The 23903-nt window shown below is 69.3% G+C and carries 10 protein-coding genes; 3 read left to right on the top strand and 7 right to left on the bottom strand.

What is annotated here, in order from left to right; translation table 11 throughout:
* Positions 1-270 precede the first annotated feature (270 nt).
* The 6 genes from AJAP_RS42520 to AJAP_RS18995 form a co-directional block, all read right to left on the bottom strand.
* Positions 271-2709 carry an ATP-binding protein gene (locus AJAP_RS42520; protein WP_084098242.1) on the bottom strand — a complete coding sequence of 813 codons (2439 nt, stop codon included), beginning with the start codon at positions 2707-2709 and terminating at the stop codon, positions 271-273.
* Between the two features lie 89 nt (positions 2710-2798).
* Positions 2799-3080, bottom strand: a complete 282-nt coding sequence (gene catC, locus AJAP_RS19015; RefSeq protein ID WP_038513555.1) for a muconolactone Delta-isomerase — start codon at positions 3078-3080, stop codon at positions 2799-2801.
* Between the two features lie 26 nt (positions 3081-3106).
* Positions 3107-3958: a catechol 1,2-dioxygenase gene (gene catA / locus AJAP_RS19010; RefSeq protein WP_038513553.1), complete on the bottom strand. Its 852-nt coding sequence runs from the start codon at positions 3956-3958 to the stop codon at positions 3107-3109.
* A gap of 26 nt (positions 3959-3984) precedes the next feature.
* On the bottom strand, positions 3985-5088 hold the full coding sequence (locus AJAP_RS19005) for a mandelate racemase/muconate lactonizing enzyme family protein (protein ID WP_038513551.1): 1104 nt from the start codon (positions 5086-5088) through the stop codon (positions 3985-3987).
* A complete protein-coding gene (locus AJAP_RS19000; RefSeq protein WP_038513548.1) occupies positions 5088-5993 on the bottom strand; it encodes a LysR substrate-binding domain-containing protein in 906 nt (301 codons plus the stop codon). Before AJAP_RS19000 ends, AJAP_RS19005 begins: the two co-directional genes overlap by 1 nt.
* Positions 5994-6094: 101 nt before the next feature.
* Positions 6095-6856, bottom strand: a complete 762-nt coding sequence (locus AJAP_RS18995) for an SAM-dependent methyltransferase (protein ID WP_038513545.1) — start codon at positions 6854-6856, stop codon at positions 6095-6097.
* A 345-nt stretch (positions 6857-7201) separates the two neighbouring features.
* Between AJAP_RS18995 and AJAP_RS18990 the strand changes: the two genes are divergently transcribed.
* From AJAP_RS18990 to AJAP_RS18980, 3 genes are all read left to right on the top strand, one after another.
* A complete protein-coding gene (locus AJAP_RS18990) occupies positions 7202-7759 on the top strand; it encodes a YceI family protein (protein WP_038513542.1) in 558 nt (185 codons plus the stop codon).
* Between the two features lie 107 nt (positions 7760-7866).
* A complete protein-coding gene (locus tag AJAP_RS42515) occupies positions 7867-8523 on the top strand; it encodes a helix-turn-helix domain-containing protein (RefSeq protein WP_051972508.1) in 657 nt (218 codons plus the stop codon).
* 119 nt (positions 8524-8642) lie between these two features.
* A complete protein-coding gene (locus AJAP_RS18980) occupies positions 8643-19598 on the top strand; it encodes a calcium-binding protein (protein ID WP_051972507.1) in 10956 nt (3651 codons plus the stop codon).
* Positions 19599-19688: 90 nt separating this feature from the next.
* Here AJAP_RS18980 and AJAP_RS18975 read toward each other — a convergent pair whose 3' ends face one another.
* Positions 19689-23756: a WD40 repeat domain-containing protein gene (locus AJAP_RS18975; protein ID WP_051972506.1), complete on the bottom strand. Its 4068-nt coding sequence runs from the start codon at positions 23754-23756 to the stop codon at positions 19689-19691.
* Between the last annotated feature and the right edge of the window lie 147 nt (positions 23757-23903).

Genomic DNA, 23903 nt, shown 5'->3' with positions numbered 1-23903 from the left:
GGCCGATTCAACTGGGGCCGGACCGGCACGGTCCATGAACAACCGACCGGAACTTCGACGCCGGAAGTTCCGGTCGGCGAACCGCGCTCACCAACCGGAACCACAGGCACACGGACCGCGATCGAGCAGCGTGATTGAACGACGATCACACGTGATTAGACGGCGATCATGCGTGATTGGGCGGCGATCATCGTGTTCGCCTTCTGATCACGCGAGTTCCGCTTCCAATCACGCGTGTGCGCTTTCTGATCACGCGTGATCGCTTATTGCTCAGCCGGGGATGCCCATGGCGTCGTACAGGGCCCGTGCGCGATGGCGGTACGGACGGGCCTTTTCGGTCTCGCCGGCGTCCTCGTAGGTCGCCGCGATGCCGTCCAGCGCCCGCGCTTCCTCGTGCTGCTCGCTGGTCAGCTGGGCGACGTCGCGGGCCCGCAGGTAGTGCGCCAAAGCCGCCGCACGGTCGCCGCCTGCCCGGGCGTTGTCGCCCAAGCCGTTGTGCGCCAGCGTTTCCAGCGGACGGATACCGGTCGCGGCGGCGATTTCGAGCGCCTTCTCCTCGTACTCGCGCCCGGTCACCGGGTCGCCGAGGTGCAGATGCACCAGCCCGAGGTACACCAGCGCGTAGCCCTCGGCCTCGCGGTGACCCGCCGCCCGGCTCACGATCAGCGACCGGTCGAGGTGCTCGCGAGCCTCCTCGTAGCGGCCGAGCGCCCGGTAGACGTCGCCGAGGTTGTGCAGGGAGATCGCGACGGCGGCGTTGTCGCCGATCCGCTCCGCGATGTCCAACCCCCGCTGATAGCTCCCCAGCGCGGCATCCAGCTCACCCAGATGCTCGTGGACGAACCCGAGATTGCCGTAAGCCCGGCCTTCGTTGAGCGTGTCGCCGACCTCGCGGGCCAGCTCGACGGCCTCCCGGAGGTGCTGGGCCGCCTCCGGGTACCGGCCCAGTTGGGCGTACACCGTGCCCAACGTGGTGAGCGCGCGGGCGGTCGCCGTCCGGCTGCCCGGTACTTCGAGGCAGGCGGTGAGCCGCTCGACGGCTTCGTCGTACCGGCCGACGCGGGCGCAGATGGCGGCCACGTCGGTCAACGCCTGCTGTTCGCCGAACGGGTCCCCAGCCCGTCGTGCCTCGGCGAGCGCGAAGCCGTGCAGCGTGTGCAAGGCGTCGTAGTGGCCGTGGAGACGCAGCGCCTGCCACAGCACGGTGGACAGGTCGCGGGCGTACGCGGTGCCGCCCGCGCCCGCGGACTCCTCGGCGATCGCGAGCAGCGTGGGCAGTTCGGTCGCCAGCCAGGAAGCCGCCTCCTCGGAACCCTCGAACGTCCGGACGCCGACCTCCGGGGTCAGGAGTGGTCGCCGGTTCGGGTCCCTCGCCGCGATCGCGTCCGCGGCGGCGGCCGCGCCGGACAGGTAATGCCCGGCGAGACGGCGCATCGCGGCCGGCCGCCGACGGTCGGCGAGGCTGCGCGCGTAGTCGCGGACCAGGTCGTGGAACTCGTGACGGCCGTCCACGCGGTGCTCCAGGAGATGCCCCGCCACCAGCGCCCGCAGCAGCCGCCGCGTCTCGGCCGCGTCGGCGTCCAGCAACACCTCCGCGGCGGTCGCGTCCCAGTGCTGCCCGGGGTGCAGACCCAGCAGCCTCAACGCGCTCGCGACGTCGCCGGGCAGTGCTTCGTACGACCACGACAGCACTGCCGGCAGTGACGTCCTCGCCTCCTCGGTGGTGAACGCGTCGAGCCGGTCGTTCGTCGACCGCATCGCCGCGGCCACCTCCGCCAGGCCGCGGTCGTGCGCCAGCCGTTCGCCGACGATCCGCAGCGCGAGCGGCAGCCCGCTGCAGCCGGACACGACCTCGGCCAGCGCGGTCTCGTCGGCGCCGAGCCGGGCCTTGCCGGTGAACCGGCCGAGCAGCGCGACCGACTCGTGTTCGTCGAGCGGCGGCACGGTGACCCGGTGCGCGTCGTCGCTGACCGCCAGCCCCTGCAACGTCGAGCGGGTCGTCACGACCACGACGCAGCCGGCGTGCCCGGGCAGCAGCGGCCGGACCTGGTCCGCCGACCGCGCGTTGTCGAGGACGACGAGCACCGAACGCGTGGCCAGCACACTGCGCAGCAATGCCGAACGGCCGTCGAGGTCCGCCGGAACCTCCGCGCCCGGCACGCCGAACGCGCGCAGGAACGAATGCAGCACCTCGGCCGGGTCGGCAGGCGCGCCCGGGCCGTAGCCGCGCAGGTTCGCGAACAGCTGACCGTCCGGGAACTCCGCGCGGACCGACTGCGCCCAGCGCACGGCCAGCGACGTCTTGCCCACCCCGCCCATGCCTTCGAGGACCGCGACGACCACGGCCCGGTCACGGCGGGCGGCCAGGTCGTCGAGCATCGCGAGCTCGTCACGCCGTCCGGTGAAAGACGTGCTGCTGGACGGCAGTTGGGCGGGCACGGAAGCCGAAGGCGGCGCGCTGGCCGTCCGCGGAGCGGGGTCGGCGTCCGGCAGATAATGCCGCACGAATCCGGCGATCTGGTCGTTCCGCAGCCCCAGCCCGCGAGCCAGGGCCTCCAGCGACCGTCGCCGCGGCCGGGCGACGCGGCCGCGTTCGATGTTGCTGATCCCGCGCACCGTCAGCCCCGTGCGTTCCGCCAGCTCCTCCTGCGTCAGTCCGGCCACACGCCGCAATTCTCCGAGCAGGTTCGTCCCAGGCTGACCGTCCACTGCGGCAGGCTAGTCCGCTTTCGCTGCGGGACAGGGGAAAACGGGCCGATCCGGCCGCCGCGTGACCGTCCGCAGCCGGTCCGGCACCGTCAGCCCGTGACTTTCGACGGATGCGCCGCCAAGGGTGTGACTTCGATGTCCATATAGGGAAACAACGGCAAACCGGACAAAAGCGTATGCAGCTCGTCGTGATCCGCGACGTCGAGGATCGAGAAGTTCGCGTATTCGCCCGCGATCCGCCAGATCTGCGGCCACTTCCCTTCGCGTTGCAGCTGCTGGCTGTACGCCTTTTCTCGCGCGATGATGTCGGTCCGTTCCGCCGGATCGAGATCCGGCGGCAGGCGAACGTCCATGCGAACGTGGTAAAGCATCGATCACTCCAAAAAGGACATTCGGGTCAAGAACGTTCGGGGTCGAGGACGAAGCCGTACTCGATGGCCTCGCCGTCGCCCGACGGACGCGGGTCCAGCACCAGTTCCGGTTTGACCGCCGAAGCGATGTCGTCGTCGTTGTGCTCGTCGCCGGGGAAGTACAGCTGCGCGGTGAGCAGTTCGTGGCCGGGCGCGGACACCTTGACGTGCAGATGCGCCGGACGCCACGCGTGCCAGCCCGCCGCGGCGATGAGCTTGCCGCAGGCGCCGTCGGTCGGGATCTGATACGGGGCGGGACGAACGGTGTGGATCTCGAACCGGCCGTCGTCATCGGCGGTGAAGCTCGCGCGCAGGTTCCACTCCGGGATCTTCGGCGCGAACTGGGAGTAGAAGCCGTCGGCGTCGGCGTGCCACAGCTCGACCTTCGCGCCCGCCAGCGCGGACCCGTCGGTCGAGGTGACCCGGCCGGTCCAGGCGAGCGGCGTACCGGACTCGTCCTCGCGCATCGGGACCGAACCGCGGGCTCCCTGCTCGGGCGCGTCGGGCACGTAATACGGGCCTTCGATGGTGCCCTTGTTGCCCTCGCGGTGCTCGGTCGCGACCTCTTCGACGACGTGCTCCACCCACACATCGAGGAACAGCGGCCACTCGCCGTCCTCGCCCACGCTGATCAGCCACGCTTTGAGCGCGTTGTACTCGTCGTAGGTGACCTTGTGCTTACGGATCGTGCCGTGCACGGCCTCCAGCACCTCGCGAGCCAGCAGGCTGACCCGCTCCTTGGGCGTTCCGGCGACCCCGGCGAACTTGTCGCTCTTGAACCGTTCGGTCGCGTTGGCGCCGGACGCGGCCGCGGTGGCCGTCTCGTGGATGGCGGTCATGAATCCTCCTTGATCCGTGGTGGGCGTCAGTGGTCCTGGCGGTAACGCCGGAGCTTTTCGGGATCGATCTCGGCGCCGAGGCCGGCACCGGGGCGGACGGTGAGTTCGCCGTCGGTGATGCGCAGCGGCTCGGTGAGCAGGTCGTCGCTCATGTCGAGGAAGTTCGACAGCTCGCCGGGACGACGGGACGTCAGCTCGTAGGCCGAGCCGAACGCGACCGTGCACAGCGAGCCGAGCTGGCCGTCGATCTGGTTGCCCATCACGACCTCCAGACCGAGTCCCTCGGCGAGGTGATGCGTGCGCTGCGAACGGGTGAAGCCGGTGCGGGCGGTCTTGATGCTGATCGCGGTGGCGGAGCCGCCGAGCACCTCACGGGTGACGTCGGCCGGCGTCACCGCGGATTCGTCGGCGATGAACGGAACGCCGATCTGTCCCACCAGCCAGCGCCTGCCGAGAACGTCGTCGGCCGGGCACAGTTCCTCGGCGAAGAGCAGGTCGAGGTCGGCCATCTCCCGCATCGCACGGGCGGATTCGGCGGCGGTCCAGCCGCGGTTGCCGTCGATGTAGAGGTCGACGCCGTCGCCGAAATGCTCCCGCAGTGCGCGCACGACAGCGGTGTCGAGCGACACGGGACGCCGGCCGACCTTGACCTTGAAGGTGCTGATGCCGTGGGTGTCGCGCATCTTCTCGGCTTCGGCGACCATCGCGGACGGCTCGTCGAAGCCGAGCATGTGGGACACGCGCATGCGGTCGGTGTAGCCCCCGAGCAGTTCGGTCACCGACACGTCGAGGCTGCGGCCGAGCGCGTCCCAGATGGCCATGTCGATGGCGGATTTGGCGGTCGGGTTGCCGACCGTGCGGGCGAGCCGGGTGTGCACCGTTTCGCGGTCGAGCAGGCTGAGGCCGACGATCTGCGGGGCGAACAGGGAGTCGATCACCGCGATGATGCCCGCCTGGGTCTCGCCGTAAGTGAACGGCCGCGGGGGTGCCTCGGCCACGCCGACGATGCCGTTGTCGGCGTGCACCCGCACGAGGACGTGCTCGGCGATGTGCACCTCTCCCGAAGCGAACTTCAGCGGTTTTCGGTACGGGATGGCGAACGGGATCGCCTCGATTCGCGTGATCTTCATCAGGTGCCCCCTGTGGACGGTGTGGTGGAAGGAAAGACGTCCTCGAGCGCGTCGAGGACGGTCGTGACGAGCGGGGACGGGGTCTCGCGATGCCAGGCCAGCGCCAGCTCCACGGTCGCCGCTCCGGCGAGATCGCGGAACACGACACCGGCCAGGGGGAGGGCACGGGCCGAGGCGGGGACCACGCCGACCCCCAGCCCACCGGCGACCAGTGCCAGCAGGACCGCGGTCCCGGAGGCTTCGTGCAGCTGATGGGGCGTGAGCCCGGCCTCGCGGCAGCTGCGCGCGACGGCTTCGTACACGACCGAATTGCGCCGGTCGTAGGTCACGATCGGTTCGGTCCGCAGATCCGCCATCGCGACGACGGGTTCGACGGCCAGCCGGTGGTCGGCCGGGACGGCGAGGATCAGCGGCTCACTCTCGATCACCCGGAAGTCGATGTCGTCACCGGTGACCGGCGGGCGGAGCACCCCGATCCCCAGCGTGCCCGTGCGCAGGCGTTCGCACTGCTCGGCGGTCAGCAGATCGGCGCGGATCTCCAGCTCCACCTGTGGCACCCGCTGCGCGAGCGCCCTGGCCAGATGCGGCAGATGGGAGAACGCCGCCGTGCCGGTGAACCCGACCCGGAGCAGACCCAGTTTGCCTTCGCCGATGCGCCGGACCCCGCGGACACCCACGTCCAGCCCGGCGAGCACACGCCGGGCTTCGGCCAGGAAGAACTCGCCCGCCGGCGTCACCCGGACCTGCCGGGTGGTCCGGGCCAGCAGGACGACACCCAGTTCGTCCTCTAATTGCCGGATGGTGTGCGAGAGCGCGGGCTGTGCGACGTGCAGCTGCTCGGCCGCCCGGCCGAAGTGACATGTCTCGGCGACGGTGACGAAGTAACGCAGGTGACGAAGCTCCATGAGACGTTTCCTCCCTGCCTCTGTCGCCGATTCGTTCACGGTAGGAAGCAAAATCATCGAAGACAAAGACTTTATTGCGGTCTATTGATAAACAGCGATTATCAATAGCACCCTAGGTCTTGCCACTCACGAGGCGTGCGGCGGAGGACGAGCGACAGGAATCCCCAGGTCTCCCGGTAGACACGCAGCCATTCGGTCCGGCGGATGGTCGCCATCGAGAGCGCTTCCTTGCCGTTCGGGTCTTCAGGATGGTCAAGTGCCCACGACGCCAGTGATCCCCAGCATGCCCACTCGTACTCGTCCAGTTCGTGGCGTGTGCTGACGTGTCCGTGGATCGGGGTCCATCCGTCGGCGACCACGCGGTCCACTGTGGTGGCCAGGTCGGCGAAGTCCCCGAGCATTTCGACGGCTTCAGGGGAGGGCGTGCGGCTCCAGAAGCCCTCTCCGATCAGGACACGGCCTCCTGGAGCCAGATGACGCCGGGCCGCGGCCAGGGTGGGCAGCAGTCCGCCGAAGGCATGCGAGGATCCGACGCTCAGTACCAGGTCGAACGGCTGCGCCGAGACGAAACCGTCGGCCTCGCGGTGGTGGAGGACGAGGCGATCGGCGACGCCGCGATCGTTCGCCGCGCGACGCGCGTCTTCCAAAGCGCCGCCGGAGATGTCCACGCCTTCGGCGAGCAGATGTGGCCGCGTGGCCAGGGCGCGCAAGAGCCATTCCCCGGTGCCGCATCCGAGATCGAGGACGCGCGCGTCGCCCCGGGAAAGGCTTCGGTTCAGGAGCCGGCCGACCGACGCGTCGTCCAGTGGCGACTTGATCGGGTGATCGGCATGGGCGATACGGGAGATTTGTTCGCGGTTCACGTGTGGGTTCCTTCGACAACGGGTTCGGTGCTGGGTCGGGTCATGCCCGGTTTCGTTGTCGACCACCCACGAGGGGCGTCGCGTGGCGGCTCAGGATCGAGACACCCTGTGGCTCATCGCGAAGTGCGGATCGCCGAAACCGGGTTCGACAGCTCGACATGTGTGCGCATGTGCTGCACACCTCCCTTTCCGCGATGGTCCGGCCTGATGCGGTCGGCCGGACCCTAGCCAGGCGAGGAACGGGCACGCAATCGAGATTTCGGCGGCCCGCCCGGCTCACATCCGGCGGGGCGGTTTCGTCGTAGTACCGAGAACGCTTTCCCTCATCCCGCCAGGAGCCCCAGCATGACGACCGTGACCCCGCTCAGCGAACTGACCGGCGACTACTCACTCGACGCCGCCGGTACGACGCTCGCCTTCATCGCCCGGCACACCATGGGAAGCCGGGTGCCGGGCCATTTCGACGAATTCGACGGCAGCGCCCACCTCGACGGCGACGATCCGGCCAGGTCCAGCGTCCGGCTCACCATCAAGGCCGCGAGCATCGACACCGGCAACCAGAAGCGCGACGACCACCTGCGCACCGCTTTTTTCGACGTGGCAGGACATCCGGTCATCACCTTCGTCTCGACCGCCGTCCGGCACGTCGGCGGCAGCGGGTTCGAGGTCACCGGCGACCTGACCATCCGAAGTGTCACGAAACCGGTCCGCGTCGCCGTCGAGCTGGTCGACGCCAGGCCTGGCGCGGACGGTGTCCGTACCGGGTTCACGGGCGCAGTTTCGCTCAACCGCCTCCGCTGGGGTGTGAACGAGAACCTCGCCACCAGGCTCATGGTCGGCTCGAAGGTGACCCTGCAGCTGACCGTCGCCGCGAGCCGCCAGGGCGGTTCTCCGGCGCGCTGAGCACGAAGCGTGCCGATACGCCGTTCGCCGTAACGCCTGGTCGTGGGCGGACGACAACTCAGGCACGAAGAGCCGATCGGTGCACGCGACCGCGGTGGAGGTCACTGATGCTTACGGACGATGTGACCGGCACCGTCGGAGGTATTCCGATGGGCATGGCGCGCGTGCCCGGCCGTTCGGTGCTCGAGGGCGCGTTCGCGTTGCTCGAAGTGCTCGCCGCCGCCGACGCCGGCGCGGGTCTGGGGTTGACCGAGGCGGCGCACCGGGCGGGCCTGCCCAAGTCGACGGCGCACCGGCTGCTGGAACAGATGTGCGGGATCGGCGCGGTCGAACGGCTGTTGCGCGGCTACGTCGTCGGCCCGCTGGCGGGCAGGCTCGTCCAGGGCCGGGGACGACTGCACGCGAGGATCCGCGCCGCCGCGGGGAAACCGGCGATCCGGTTGGCGAAACTGACCAGGACCGACGTCGCGGTCTGCGTGCTGGCGGGGTCCGACGTCCTGGTCGTCGCGGCGGTCTCGGGACACTCCGCGAGCGTGCCCGCCGTCTCGCCGGGCACGGTTCTGCCGTCCTCGGCCGCGGTGGCCGGGGTGCTGCTCGGCGGTGCCGCGCACGGTGCCGCCGCGCCGATCCGCTGCCCGGAAGGCCGCATCGTGGCCGCGATCGGCCTCCTGACCGCCCCGGCGAGCGACCTCGCGGTGATGCGGAGGCTGGTCGACGCCGCCGCGCTGGAGGCCGGTCACGAGTTGACCGAATCCGCACACTGATGGCCGGGAAGTCACCAGTCCGCTGAGCGGACCGCCCTCTTCACGTGGATTTCACCTTTGGTCAGCCTTCTCCGAGTGAACGGCGCGTCGTCGCGCGCCCGTGAACGGGGAGGTGCCCGATGGGCTCACGTGCCGGCTCAAGGTGGCTCGCATCGGCGACGGCGTTCGTCGTCGCGATCGGGATGGGCGTGGTCATCACCCCACCTCCGGCACGGGCGGCCAGCCCTGGCGTCGGCACGCTGGTCAACGCGTTGGCCGGGCCCACGAACAGCTTCGCCACCTGGAGCAAGGGCCTGGGCACGATCGGGCAACTGGCGAAGGCGCTGCCGGCCGTGCAGACCAGTCCCGGCGCCGCGCTCGGGTTCGACACCCTGGCCCAGGAGGCGTTCAACACCGGCGCCAAGAAGCTTTCCGCCGCGGTCGACGACGCGGATCTGGACATCGACCAGCCGATCACGTTGTCGGCCGACCGGGCTGGGACGCTCAAGACCACACTGAGCACCGTCGGCGAGGACAAGAGACTCGATCTCACCCTGTCCGTCTCCCGTGTACTGCTGAACCAGGCGCTGAACATCCCGGTCCCGATCGGGGAGGGCGGCAACGCCCCGCAGTCGGCGTTCTCCTCCACCGGCGGCGTGCGGCTCACCGTCGGCACCACGGTGAAGCTGACCCTGATCTGGGACAAGGCGCACGACAAGGCCTACATCCTCAACGACGGCACGACTCCGGCGTTCACCGTCGACGCTTCGGCCGACTTCCCCGACGCGAACGCGATCAAGGCCGTCAACGCCGCGATCGGTGTCCTCGGGGTGAAGCTCGTCGAGACCGACACCTCGCTGGACCTGAAGGCGCATTTCGCCGCCACGATCAACGACCCGGACAACGACGGGCGGCTGGCGTTCCTCAACAACGACGGCACCGCGGGCGAGCTGGCCCAGAACGGTTCGCTGGCCGGTTTGGTCAGCTTCGGCTTCGCCAGCCCGGCGGGATCGCTGAATGGTTCGCTGCACCTCGCGGCCGCGCCCGCCGCTTCCTTCTCGCTGAACCTTCCCTCGGTGGATGCCAAGATCGGCCTCAGCTGGCCGGACATCGCCACCGGAACGCCGGAGATCAAACCGGAAGGCATCGGCACCGTCGGCCCGTTCCTCAACCTGACCCCGCGTGATCTGGCCACCGGCCTCGCACAGCTGGCGACGACGCTGACCTCGATCCAGCGCGCGAAGTGGGGCGACGCGGCGAACCCGATCGGCAACCTCGACCTGCCGTTCCTCAAGGGCACCCTCGCCGACGCGATCCAGCTCAACGAGTCGATCAAGAAGTTCCTGCAGGACAACACGAAGACCGCGGCGGACCCGACACAGGCCGGTGAACCGCTGTTCGTTTCGCTGCAGCAGATGCTCGACAAGCTCAACACCGCGGCGAACCTGCCCGGCGGTGGCAAGATCGGCATCTCCGACGTCCACTTCCCGCCGGGTTCGACCAAGCTCGATTTCAAGATCACGTTGTCCCGCAAGGCCCCGGCGACGGCGGTGGATCTCAATGCGGCCGCCGCGGCGGCGTCCGGACCGGCGGGCAACCCGGCGAAGACCAGTTACACGCAGACCACCCTCAAGGACGAGAACCAGAGTTGGAAGCCGGGGGAGTTCACGGGGCGGCGCGTCGTCGCCGGGGCGGCAGGGGCGACCGTCGAGAACAACGACGGGAACACGCTCTTCCTGCAGGCACCGGGCTGGACGCCGGTGATCCCGGCCGCCAACGCGCCGTACACGATCTCCGGGATGCAGGGCGACGTCGGCGTCGTCCAGCTCGGCAACGACCTGAAGACCGGCGGCCGCGGCGTGGGCGAGGCCAACGCCGTCAACGCCACCGCGAAGGTCAAGCCCAGCTACGACGCCGCGGTCACCCTCGTACTCGACCTGCAGAACCCGACCGTGCACAACCCGCCGATCGAGCAGAAGAACCCGGACGGCAGCACGACCCTCGTCGGCGCGACCCCGACCGGGCCGGACCGGGTGCTGCTGCGCACTTCCGGTGCCCCGTCGCTGTTCACCGCCGACTTCCCGATGGACGCGGGCATCGACCTGTTCGCCAACGCCGGATTCCTCCAGGTGCAGCTGAAAGGCGCGGCGCACGTCTGCCACCCGAACGCCGGTGCCGACTGTGCCGGGACACCGGGCGCCGACGACCACATGGCACAGGTGAAGTTCAAGGACCTCGGTGACCTGACCTTCGGCGCGGTCGTGGACAAACTGCTGCACGACCCCGGCGCGCTGCTCGACTTCCAGGTGCGTGTCCGCGGTGCCGGCGGCGTCGACGCCAGCGCACCGGGTACGGGCGACTTCCTGAAGGGCGCCTCGGCGCACGCGGGATTCACCTGGAACGACCTGACCAAGACGACCGGTCCCGACGGGCCGCAGTTCAGCACGAGCGACCTGTCGGAACTGGTGAACTTCGACTTCGACCCGGCCAATCCGAAGGCGCTCTTCTCGATCCTCCTGAAGACGCTGCAGACCCTCGACGCCTCCCTCGGTGACGCCTCGCCGTCGGGCGCCGCGGTGTTCGGCACGAAGATCCCGCTCGTCGGCCGTTCGCTCAAGGACCTGTTGCGGGCCGACGAATCCGGCTCCGGCCCGACCGTGAGCTACGGCCCGAACTCGGTGAAGGACATCGCGCGCACCGTCGAGAAGGGCAACGCGTTCCCGCCCTCGCTCGTCGGCCGCACGGTCGTCGCCGGTACCCAGGTGGGCATCGTCGGCAGCGTCACGCCGGACACGCTCGTCCTGGCCGGACCGTGGGCCAGCCGGCCCTCGCCGTCGACGTCGTACGTGATCCGGTCCGAGCTGGACGACGTGATCTCGTTGCTGGAGGCGGCGCCGTCCGACAACCTGCAGCGCCTCGTCCAGACCATCAACACGCGGTTCAAGGACAGTGTCCCGGTGACGTTCGAGTACGCCGAACCCGGCGGAACGCCGTCGCTGATCATCCGGTTGGACTGGAAACGCGCGTACCACACCAGCACACCGGTGCAGTTCGACTTCAGCCTGCCGTCCGGTGGCCAGCGGGTCGCCGGGGTGCAGGGCGACGGCTCGGTCTCGCTCAGCGTCGGCGGTCAGGTCAAGATGGGCCTGGTCGTCCCGCTGCAGCCCGGTGCGGGCCCGGCCGACGCGAACGCGCTGCGCGTGCTCGACGACTCGAAGATCGGCGTGAAACTCGACGCCACCGTGGAGAACGCCACCATCGCGACCACCTTGGGCCCGCTGAGCGTGTCACTCGGCGACCCCAAGTCGGCGGACAAGGCGACCGCGAAGGCGTCCTACTCGATCGACCTCGCCAAAGGCGGCGGCACCGGCGCGCCGGTCAGCTTCACCGACTTCCTCGGCGCCGTCGGCCCGACGATCAACGCCGGGAGCACCGCCGTGGGCTGCGGCCTCGACGGCGGGACACCGCTGGCCTTGTGCGCGAAGCTGCCGTTGTACATCAGCGAGGACGGCGGTGCGACCTACAGCAAGGTGATCACCGACGCCACGAAGTCGAACAACTTCGCCTTGCGCCTGCCCAAATCGACCGCGGCCGACGACTACTTCAACCTCGGCGGCGCGGCGATCGACGGGCATCCGCGGCTGGAGACCCCGGATCCGGCGCTGCTGGCGGACGCGCTCGCGGCCAAGCTGATCGACTTCGGCAGGCTCGACGGTCTCGACAGCTACCTCAACCTGGTGGAGCAGGCGCTCAACACCGCCAGTTTCGGCGGCAAGCTGCCGCTGCTCGGTGACGACCTCCAGCAGGGCGCGGACTTCATCGGCAAACTGCGCGCCGCGATCCACACCGCGCTGGAACAGCTGCCTGCGAACGGCCACTTCACCGACATGGCGGCGGTGCGCGGCTGGGTCAACGACCAGCTCGGCGGGAAGCTCGCCGCCGCGGGTCTGAACCCGGACACGGTCACCGTGGACACCCTGTGCAAGACACCGCTGGGCACCGTCGGCGCGCCGACGGTGAAACTGCACGAAGGCGCCACGGCGGCGGACAAGACCTACCGCTACGTCGTCGCGTCGTACGTGATGATCGACGGCGCGAAGAAGCAGGCCAAAGCGAGCGACCCCGGCGAGATCACCACCGGCCCCGCCGCACTGTCCACAACGGACTCGCTCGACATCGCCTGGGAACCGGTAACCAACGCGGCCGGCTACCAGGTGTTCCGTGAAGAAGGCGGTGCCTTCAAGCTGATCGCGGACGTCACCGACGCCAAGTTCACCGACGTCGGGGCCGCTTCGATCGGCGGGGCGCCGGAGAACCCGGCCGAGAACCCGCGGCCGCACGATTGCTCGTACAACGACCTCGACGCGGTCACGATCAGCCTGAACGTCAGCCAGGGCGACTTCAGCGGTGACCTGCTGAACTGTGCCGGGCTGCCGTCCGGCCACGAATGCCTCAAGAAGACGGTGCCGCTGGACCTGGGCATCCCCGGGTTCTCGTTGAAGGCCGACGGCGGCGCCGGCCCGGAGGTCCAGCTCGGCTGGCGGCTGCACCTGGCCATGGGTATCAGCCGGAGCGAGGGATTCTTCGTCAACACCAAGGATTCCGCGCAACCCGAGTTCGCGGTCGGGCTGAACGTCACTCTGCCGAAGAAGATCGACGCGCAGCTCGCGTTCATCAACATCACCGCGGAGAACTGCACGAAGCAGAAGAGCGTGGACGACTGCGACCACACGGCGGCCCCGGCGAACGACGCGGGTGTCCTGCCGTTGTTCGGCGGCGCGTTCAAGATCGACCTGGTGGCGCCGGACGACCCCACCAACGGCAGGCTGCACCTGACCGATCTGCAGAACGCCGGGCTGGACCGGCTCGCCGACGTCAAGCTGCACGCGAGCGCGGACATCAACTGGCTGCTCAAGGCGCGGCCGGGCGAGGACGCCGGGTTCCCCGGTATCCAGGCGAACTTCCGGTTGCACTGGGCGTGGAACAACGTCAAACCGGGGACCAACAGCGCCGACGGCGGCAACTCCCCGCTGACGCTGGCCTTCGGCAAGGTGGCCATCGACAGCGGTGAGATCTTCGGCAAGATCCTGGGCCCGATCGTGAACAAGATCAAGCAGGTGACCGGTCCGCTCGATCCGGTGATCAAGACGCTGTACGCGCCGATCCCGGTGCTTTCGGACCTGTCGCATCTGGCGGGCGGCGGCGACGTCACGATCGTGTCGATCGGCAAGGCGTTCAGCACGATCGCCGGCGGCCCGGACCTGAAGTTCGTCGACACCATCGCCGGGGTCGTGAACTTCATCAACCACTTCCCGAGTTGCGCCACCACCTGTCTCATCCCGCTCGGGTCGTTCGAAATCGGCGGTCAGAAAGCGCTCGACACCACGGTGACGCCGGACAACACCGAAAGCCTGATCAGCGCGAAGAAGAACGCCGTCGGCGGAACCGACTTCGCCCCGATCCTCGGCGCGATCAACGGCAAGAACCAGAACAACGATCCGGAGTCGGCCAACCCGATGACCAGCAAGGCGTCTGCGGCCGGGTTCAGCTTCCCCGTGTTCGAGAAGCCCGCTTCGCTGTTCAATGTGCTGCTCGGCGGTGACGTGGACCTGGTCAAGTTCGACTCCGGTCCGCTGCGCCTCGGTTTCGACTGGCGTCAGCAGTTCGGGCCGGTGTACGCGCCGCCGCCGGTGGTGATCACCTTGCACGGTTCGGCGTCGGTGACGCTGCGCATCGTCGCGGGCTTCGACACCTTCGGCATCCGCAAGGCGTTCGAAGCGGCTCGTGCCGGCCAACTCGACCTCGGGACCGTGGGGCAGGCGTTCCTGCAGAGCCTGTTCTTCTACACCACCGAAAACGGGAAGCCGATCCCGGTGGTGTCGTTCACCGGCGAACTCGCGGCGGGGGCGGCCGTCACGGCGGTGATCATCACCGTCGGCATCGAGGGCGGAGTGGGCCTCACGGTCTCGTTCCTGTGGAACGATCCCAACCACGACGGGAAGTTCCGGATCACGGAGTTCCTGCAGACGGCGTTGAACAACCCGATATGCCTGTTCACCGTGTCGGGGCGGCTCTATGTCTTCCTCAAGCTCTACGTGACGGTCGGCTTCGGCCCGTTCTCGGTGTCGTTCAGCTTCACGATCGTCGACGTCACGCTGCTCGACTTCACCGCCACACCGAACTGCACGCCACCACCACCGAAACTCGGCGGCCTAAGCGGTGACGGCAAGACACTCGTGGTTTACGCGGCGGCGCTCGGCCACACCGCCCAGCGCGGTGGCGGCGCCGGTGACCCGTACGAGTCGGACAAGCAGGAGAAAGACACCGTCAAGATCACGTCGCTGCACGACTACGCGAACCCGGCGAACCCCGCGTTCACCGGCGTGGCCGTGGACATGCTCGGGATCCGGCGCGAGTTCCGGAACGCGAGTATCGAGCGGGTGGTCGTAGACGGCCGTGGCTACGGCAAGCCGATGAGCGTGACGTTCATCGGGGACGCCAAACAGGACACCGCGAAGGACGGCCCACCGCCGCCGACCGCGCAGTTCGACCGGGACGCGATCGTGTTCGGCGGCGAGAAGAACGACCAGATCAAGACCGGTATCGGCAACTCGTGGGTCGATGGCGGCAAGGGCGACGACGTCATCGTCACCGGTGACCGCACCGTGCTCGCCGCGGACCGGAAGAGTTATGTCCGAAACGAGGCGAAGGCGCGCGTCGCGGGTGGCCCCGGCGTCGACAGCATCACGGTCGGCAACGGCCTGGACGTCGTGGCGGGCGATTCGAGCCTCGGCGCGCCTCCGGTGACCTCGATCGGGTTGAATGAGCTGAAGAACGACGGCCGTGACGGTGGCGACCCGATCGCGGACGGCACCGGCGGTCCGACGGTCTCCGTGCCGAACTGGGCGATCCTGCCCGATCCGGCGGGCGGGACCGGAAGCGGCGACGGCGGCGACACGATCAAGGTCGGGCTCGCCAGGTCGACCGCGTTCGGCAACGGCGGTGACGACACCCTCGGTGTCGCGGCCGACGATCCGCTGAAGGACGTTCCGACGCTGCCGCAGTCGCTGTTCGTCTCCCCGGGCGCGATCCTCGTCGGTGGTGACGGTAGCGACCGCTTCGCCGGCGGCACCGGACCGGACGAGATCTACACCGCGGATCAGGTCGACCCCGGCATCGACGGCTACGGCTCGGCCGACGCCAACACCACGGGCGGCCCGGCGGGCGGGCCGATCAACACCGTCGACACCGGTTCCGGTGACGACAGGGTGTTCGGCGGCAAGGGACAGGACCGGGTCACCGGCCACTCGACGAAGACGCAGAAGGACGACTTCCGCGGTGGCGGTGGCAACGACATCCTGTTCGGCGGATTCGGGGCGGACACCCTCTACGGCGGGCCGGACGACGACTACGTCATCGCCGAACCGTCCACTTTGGAATTCCCGGACCCGGCGAAGACCGACGACTACGGGCCGCTCTACTTCGTCACGCACACTCCGCTCCCGCAGGGGGTGAGCCCGTCGCACAAGACGCTGGTCGGCGGCCTCGGCCGGGACCACATCATCGGTGGCGACGGCGGTGCGGACGTGTACGGCGACAAGCAGACGTCACCGTGCAAGGCCGGTTCGCCACTTCAATCGACCCCTGTCGACGAGACGGTGAACGACGCGCTCGACGGCAACGACCGGGTCATCGGCGGCGCCGGGGTGGAGAACGTGCGGGCTGGCGGCGGTGACGACAATGTCGACGCCGAGGCCAACGAAGATCTGGTGTGCGGCGAGAAGGGCAAGGACGTCCTGCACGGCGGCCGCGACGCGGACCAGGTCTGGGGCGGCTCGGACGACGACGCCGTCTACGGCGACACCGGAACCGACACCCTGTACGGCAACGACGGCGTCGACACGATGTTCGGCGGCGACGACCCCGACACCATCGAAGGGAACAACGGCAAGGACTGGATCTCCGGTGGCCTGGCCGGTGACGTGATCGTCGGCGGCACACGGGCGGCGGGGCAGCCCGACGACGGCGACAAGCTGTTCGGCGACGGCGGCACCGACACGATCATCGGTGACAACGGCGATCCCGCGGCGGCGGGCGGGCCGGTGTTCGACCTGGCCACCAGCGCGGACGCCACGCTGGGCGGCGACGACACCATCGGCGGCGGCATGGACGCAGACGCGCTGTACGGCGGGCTGGAGAACGACACCGTCTCCGGTGGGAAGGATCCGGACCGTATCGAAGGAAACCCCGGTTCCGACACGCTGAACGGCGAGACCGAGGCGGACGACATCATCGGCGGCAGCCACCAGACGCCCGGCGACCCGGTGGCGAAGAACGCGGCAGGCTATCCGGACGCGGGTGACACGATCTCCGGCGGCGACGCCGACGACGTGATCACCGGTGACAACGCCACGATCACCGGTACGGGTGGCGCGGACTCCGGCGACCCGGTCACCCGTGGCCGCGGGCTGTCGGCGGGCAGGCACGTGGTCCTGTTCGACCTCGGGCACGCCCCGAACCCGGCGAACTCCGGCGGCGACACCATTTCCGGCGGCACCGCGACAGACGTCGTCTACGCACAGTCCGGAATGGACACCGTGCACGGCGACGCCGGGGACGACTACGTGGAAGGCGACCAGGACGCCGACAAACTGTTCGGCGACTCCGGTCAGGACGATCTCGTCGGCGGTTCTTCCGCCGTGGAGATGGGCGGCGGCCAGGGCACCGTCGGCCAGCTCGACACCGGGGACACCATCTCCGGCGGCGAGGACGCGGACGTGATCACCGGCGACAACGCGCTCGTGACCAGGGACGCGGGCATCCCGAAGAGCCCGATCACCCAGGGCCGGTTCGACACGGACCTGCCCGGCGCGGTCCCGATGACGCACCGCAGCATCCAGCTGTACGACCTCGGTGACACGCCGGTGCCGAACACCTCCGGCGGCGACGACATCACCGGTGACAACGGATGCGACGCGATCCTCGGCCAGTCCGGGAACGACCGGATCAAGGGCGGCAACGACGGAGACCACGCCGAAGGTGGCCCCGGCCGGGACTGGATCGAAGGCAACAACGGCGACGACGACCTCGTCGGCGGTAGCTCGACGATCCACGGCGACGACACCGCGCTGACCACCCAGGGCCAGCCGGACACCGCGGACGTGGTCTTCGGCGGCACGGGCGACGACGTCGTCCTCGGCGACAACGCGATCACCGACCGCATCGCGCCGCCTTCGCCGTACCTGCTGCGAGTGGGCAGCAACGGGACGTTCGAGACGCAGCGTTCACTGCGGCTGCTGGATCTCTCGTGGAGCAACGGCTTCCTCGGCGCGCCGGCCCGTCCGGTGGCCGGCGGAGACCAGCTGTCCGGTGGTGGCGGCGTCGACGTGATGTTCGGCCAGGACGGCGACGACCAGATCTCCGGTGGCGCGCACGACGACTACGCCGAAGGCAACGGCGGGCACGACACGATGTTCGGCGACCGCACTCTCGCGGAGGCCGGAATCGCGATCAGCCCACCGGAGCCGGCGTGGCCGGGTACGGCGTCGGACGACCTCGGCGACGTCTCCGCCCCGAACGGCCAGGACGACCTGATCGGCGGCAGCTCGCTGGAGGTCTTCCGCGACACGGCCGACGACGTGCACGGCGACGGCGCCGCCGACTTCATCCTCGGCGACAACGGCACCGCGGTGCGGGACATCGTGGACCAGACCGGCAAACCGGTGGCGCTCGGCGACGACCTGTCCAAGGTGTCGCTGCCGCTGACGAACCGGATCTACGCGAAGCGTTACGACCCGCAGAACCTCCCGCAAGGGGCGGCGTTCGTCCGCCACGGCGTCAACGGCGCACCGACCCGCTTCTGCACCACCACGCAGGCCACCTGTGAGGCACTCGGCGCCTCCGGCGGCGACAACCTGTGGGGCGACGCGGGGGAGGACACCCTGTACGGCCAGGACGGCGACGACCTGATGTACGGCGACACCGGCACGACGACGGCTCCGGGTGACGGCGCCGACGACATGTACGGCGAGCTGGGCGGCGACCGGATGTGGGGCACCGGCGGCGAAGACGCCATGGTCGGTGACCGCGGCGGAATCGTGGACGTCTTCCAGAACGGGTCGAACAAGTTCGTGATCGACAACCCCCAGGTGCCCGCGATCCACTACGAGGGCTTCCTGGCAGGCTCGGTCACGCGACAGGCCGATCTGCAGCACGACGTCAACGGCGACGCCTTCGCCGCACCCGGCAACGCCCCGGCGATGCCGCACCGCGGCGACCTCGAAGGCGGCGACGACCGCATCCGCGGCGGCGACGACCACGACTCGATCCACGGCGGCTTCGGTGACGACCTGGCCAACGGGGATTCGGGCGGTGACATCGTCTTCGGCGACGACGGCGCGGACGTGCTGTGGGGCGGCAAGGGCGGCACCGACCCGGCCAACCCGAATGACCGGGGTGTCAACGACTCGCTCGTCGACCACCTCGCCGGCGGCAAGGGCGCCACGTCCGGTCCGTCGGTCGACCCGAACACCGGCGCGCTGGGTTCGGACATCCTCGACTGGCGCCCGCGCGGCAGCTACGGCGCGCCGGGGCAGACGACCTGCACCGCGAACCCGTGGCCGCAGACGTTCGGCAACGGCAAGAACGCGGTCACGGTCGACCCGTGCTCGTGGTTCGAGATGACGAACCTCGACAACGCCGATGTCGCGGACAACCAGCATCACCAGGGCATCGACTGGATCTACGGCGGCTGGGACCGCGACGTGCTGCAGGCCGACGTCGCGGACAACGGGCCGAACCTCGGTGACCGGCTGCTCGACTGGGGCGGTGCGTACAACCTCTACACGCACTGCAACGCGGCCTACGGCGGCTACAACGACGTCCGGCAGCACAGTCCGACGCATCAGGAGTTCCTGCAGCGGTGGGCGTATTCGCTGGGCGCCGGTCAGGTGGCCGGGGAGGTGACCACGGAGGGCACGTCGGCGTACGACGAGCTGGCGCTGGTGTACCAGCCGGACATGAAGGACCACGGCACGGGACCGGCGTTCCCGACCACGCCGGGGCACTTCGACAACCCGAACGCGTGCGCACCGTGAGACCGGCGCGGTCTGGCCGGTGAGGAGCAGGCCGTGTGGGGAGGATTTGGGACGCTGAGCGTCCCAAATCCTCCCCACACGCGTCGCATCTCAGGAACACGGCGGGCTGTACGGCAGCTCGGCCGACACGAACTTGTCCCACATCTCGCGAGTGAGGGTGTTCCCCGTGATGGCGCAGATGCTGTGGATGGCTCGGGGAACGGTCATGTCCCACAGCCGCACGGTGTGGTCGCGGCCGCCGGTGGCGAGGGTGGCGCCATCGGGGCTGAACGCCGCCGTGTCGACGTCGGCCTGGTGCCCGGTGAGCGGCTGACCCGACTGCGTCCGCTCGGCTGTCCGCCAGAGCCGCACGGTGTTGTCACTGCTGCTGCTGGCCAGCGTCTGTCCATCCGGGCTGAACGCCACCCCCGAGACGGGGTTGGTGTGGCCGGCAAGGGGTTCGCCGAGCGGTGTGGCGTGAGCGGGATCGGTGACGTCCCACAGCCGCACTTGCTCGTCGTCGCTGCCGCTGGCCAAGGTCCGCCCATCCGGGCTGAACGCGACCCGGCGGACGTCGTCCTTGTGCCCTTTGAGGGGGCCGGTCAGCAACGTGGGCTTGGCCGGATCGGAAACGTTCCACAACCACACCGCGACGTCGCTGTATTCGGTGCCCGTCGCGAGGGTTCTTCCGTCCGGGCTGAACGCCACCGCCAAGGCGTTGGCGTCCGATCCGATCACGATCCTGGCCAGCAGCACGGGTTCGGCCGGGTCGGCGACGTCCCACAACCGCGCCGCGTTCTCGTCCTTCACGTCGCCGCCGGTGGCCAAAATGCGGCCGTCCGGACTGAACGCCACCGATCGGACGCCGTCGGTGTGCCCGGTGATCGGCGCGCCGATGGGTGTGGGGTGGGCTGGATCGGCGACGTTCCACAGCCGCACGGTCCGGTCGCCGCCGCCGGTGGCCAGGATGCGCCCGTCCGGGCTGAACGCCAAGGTGTTGATGTCGCCCTGGTGGCCGGTGAGTGGCCCGCCCAGCTGCCGCCGATCCGCCGTCGTCCACAACCGGACGGTCCGGTCGCCGCCGCCGGTCGCGAGGATGCGCCCGTCCGGGCTGAACGCCAACGTTTTGACTTCGCTCGTATGTCCGGTCAGGACAGTGCTGGGGATGTTCCAGAGCCTTACCGCCCGGTCGCCGCCGGCGGTGGCCAGGGCGCGGCCGTCCGGGCTGAACGCCATCGACCGCACGCCGTCGGCATGTCCGGTGATCGGCGCGCCGATGGGTGTGGGGTGGGCTGGATCGGCGACGTCCCACAGCCGCACGGTGTAGTCGTCGCCGCCGGTGGCCAGTGTCCGCCCGTCGGGCCCGAACGCCGACGACCAGATCGCGCCGGCATGCCCCGTGATCGGCCGGCCCAGCGCCACCGGGCGAGCCGGGTCGGTGACGTTCCACAGCCGCACCGTCCGGTCGTTGCTCGCACTGGCCAGCGTCCGTCCATCGGGACCGAACGCCACCGAATGAATGGCCCCGGTGTGTCCGGTCAACGGTGACCCGGAGGGTTCGGCCCGGTCCGGCGCGGCGATGTCCCACAGCCGCACGGTCCGGTCATCGCTGCCGGTGGCCAGAGTCCGGCCATCAGGACTGAACGCCACTGAGTAGATGGTGTCGGTGTGCCCGGCCATCGGCAGGCCGATGGCCGAGTGCCGAACGGGGTCGGTGACGTTCCACAGCCGGACGGTCCGGTCTTCGCCCGCGCTGGCCAGCGTCCGCCCGTCAGGACTGAACGCCAACGACCGGATCGACTTGGTGTGCCCCGTGATCGGCGGGCCGAGCGCCTCCGGGCGGGCCGGGTCGGTGACGTTCCACAGCCGCACCGTGTTGTCGGCGCCGCCAGTGCCCAGAGTGCGGCCGTCCGGGCTGAACGCCAGCGCACGGGTCGCTTCGCCGTGACTGATGGTTTCGTTCAGCAGCACCGGGCGGGCCGGGTCGGCGACGTTCCACAGCCGCACGAGTCTGTCACCGCTGCCGCTGCCGGTGGCGAGCGTTCGCCCATCGGGGCTGAACGCCACCACACCGGCGCCCTTGCTGCCCGAGGGCAACATGGCGGACAGCGGCGCGTTCGCGTCGACGATCAAGTGGGTGCCCGTGTCCGGATCGGCCGGGCGCATCCGGTGGGCGACGAGATCGAGCTGGGCCGCGAGCGACACGTCGACGGCCCGTATCCGGTTCGCCTCGGCGGTGACCTTGTTGAAGATCGCGGCGTCACGTTGTTCGTGGGCGATGTCGCGTTGCTGGAAGGCGTACACAGCGGCAAGGGACGCGACGAGGCTGAGAACGGCCAGCATGGTGACCGCGGTTCGACGAACTCTTCTCCGTCGGCTTTCGTGCCGGATCGAAGCGCCGAGGAAGGCCGCTCCGAGCGGCGTGAGGGCGGCGCGGTGCTCACTCCTGGACTGCCACCCCCTCGCGATGGCCAGCCGATCGCCGCGATACAGCGATCCGACCGGTTTCCCTTCTCTCTCCCATTGTTCGGCGGCCTCGATCAACTGTTGCCGGATGACCTGATCGTTGCGGCCCGTCTCGATCCAGGTGCCGAGCCGCGGCCACGCCCGCAGCAGCACTTCGTGGGAAAGCTCGACGGCGTTGTCGTCCAGCGTGACCAGACGTTTCTCGATCAGCCAGCCGAGCACCGTCTCGGCGGTCCGCGGTGCGTCGAAACCCTTGACGAGGTCGGCCGGATCCGCGCGCCGCCTGGCGGGCGGTGCGTCGTGCCTGACCACGACCAGATGCATAAGGATGTGCTGGAAGATCACGCGCTGCTCGGTCGTGGAGCAACGCGCGTAGGCCTCGTCCGCGGTAGCCGCGATCGCGCCGTGGATCCGCCCGGTCCGGTCGTAATCCGCCAAGGTCAGCTTGTCGCCCGTGCGCCGCTGCCAGGTGACGGCCAACGCGTGGGCCAGCAGGGGGAGCCCGCCCGCGTCCGTCCCGATCTCGTGCAGGAGGACTTCGACGAGGCTCGGCTCGACGTCGACGCCGATCTGCCGAGCCGGGCGCTCGATGGCCGCTCGCAACCCGGCCGGAGTCATCGCCTGGAGGTTGAACTGGCTTGCCGGCAGGAACTTCGCGAGCTGATCGTCGGCGAGGCAGTGGTCGTAGAAGTCGCCCCGCACCCCGAGAACGGCACGCATCGCGATCAGTGCGGCGATGAAACGCCGCCGCTCGGACTCGCCGGCGCAGAGGGTGAACACCTCTTCGAACTGGTCCACCACGACGACGGTCCCGTCAGGCAGCATGCTCGCCAGCAGGGCGGGATCGGATCCGACCGCCGAGAGCACGGCATCCACGTCGCCGCCGATGAGCTGCGCGACCTGCTGTGCCAGTGTTTCGCAGGGCTTCTTCGCCGGGGTGAGCAAGAGCCATGGGCGTCCGCTGCCGGCCACCGCGGTCGTCACGCCTGCTCGAAGCAGCGACGACTTGCCGACGCCGGACGGTGCGACGACGAAGACCGGCCCGCCGCGGTGATCGATCTTGTCCATCAACACCGACAAGGTCGCCTCGCGGCCGAAGAACCACCGCGCTTGGTCAGGTTGGAACGCGCGCAGACCCGGATAGGGGCAGACGTCTCCCGGCCATTCCGCTTGGCTGACGTCGGGCGGGTACGGGTCGTCCGGCAGGCAGATCCACCCCAGCGCCTCCGTTTCCTTGACCCGGATGCGTTGGGGCCGATAGCGGGTCTCGTCGGCGGCGCTGTGCCAGACCACTTCACGGAACAACCAGTCGGAGGTGATCACCGCGAGCACGCCGGCCGATCCGGCGAGGGCATCCTTCAACGGCGAAGCGTCGAGCAACCGGAACGTGTGGTTGATCGCGACGCCGGTCGCGCCGTGCGCGTCGAGCAGAACCTCCCCGGCATGCACCGCCATCCTCAGCCGGATCTGTTCGCCGGTCCCGTGCGCCCGGTTGTGCCTGTTCAACGCTTTCACCAGACGACCGGGCACCTGCTCGACGAACAGCCGCTTCGGAATCTCCGCCGGTGCCAGAAGAAGCACACCGTCACCCCGGTCTTCGTGGTAGCAGGTGTTCCAGTGCGAGCCGAGCGCGTGACCCAAGGCCGCATAGAGGGCGCTGCGCACGTTCCTCTGTTCCGGGTTCTTCCGGCCGCTGAATCGCTCCACGTCCACAACCAGAACAGTGCGATGCAACGCATCAGGCGACACGAAACCTCCGCAGATCACGTCACGTCGGCCAAAGATGCCGCCCATAGTCCCCGCAGCCTCACAGAGGCTGATGAGCTTTCACTCGTTCGCGTGAACCGATTGACGTTCTGC

Origin of the sequence: Amycolatopsis japonica (genome assembly GCF_000732925.1) — a bacterium.
Classification (GTDB): domain Bacteria; phylum Actinomycetota; class Actinomycetes; order Mycobacteriales; family Pseudonocardiaceae; genus Amycolatopsis; species Amycolatopsis japonica.
Note: the sequence above shows the minus strand (reverse complement) of the source record. Positions and strands in the feature narration are given on the sequence as shown.

Coding starts and splice junctions, on each gene's coding strand:
- catC (WP_038513555.1), bottom strand. CDS start 3,080: ATGCTTTACCACGTTCGCATGGACGTTCGCCTGCCGCCGGATCTCGAT.
- catA (WP_038513553.1), bottom strand. CDS start 3,958: ATGACCGCCATCCACGAGACGGCCACCGCGGCCGCGTCCGGCGCCAAC.
- AJAP_RS19005 (WP_038513551.1), bottom strand. CDS start 5,088: ATGAAGATCACGCGAATCGAGGCGATCCCGTTCGCCATCCCGTACCGA.
- AJAP_RS19000 (WP_038513548.1), bottom strand. CDS start 5,993: ATGGAGCTTCGTCACCTGCGTTACTTCGTCACCGTCGCCGAGACATGT.
- AJAP_RS18990 (WP_038513542.1), top strand. CDS start 7,202: ATGACGACCGTGACCCCGCTCAGCGAACTGACCGGCGACTACTCACTC.
- AJAP_RS42515 (WP_051972508.1), top strand. CDS start 7,867: ATGCTTACGGACGATGTGACCGGCACCGTCGGAGGTATTCCGATGGGC.
- AJAP_RS18980 (WP_051972507.1), top strand. CDS start 8,643: ATGGGCTCACGTGCCGGCTCAAGGTGGCTCGCATCGGCGACGGCGTTC.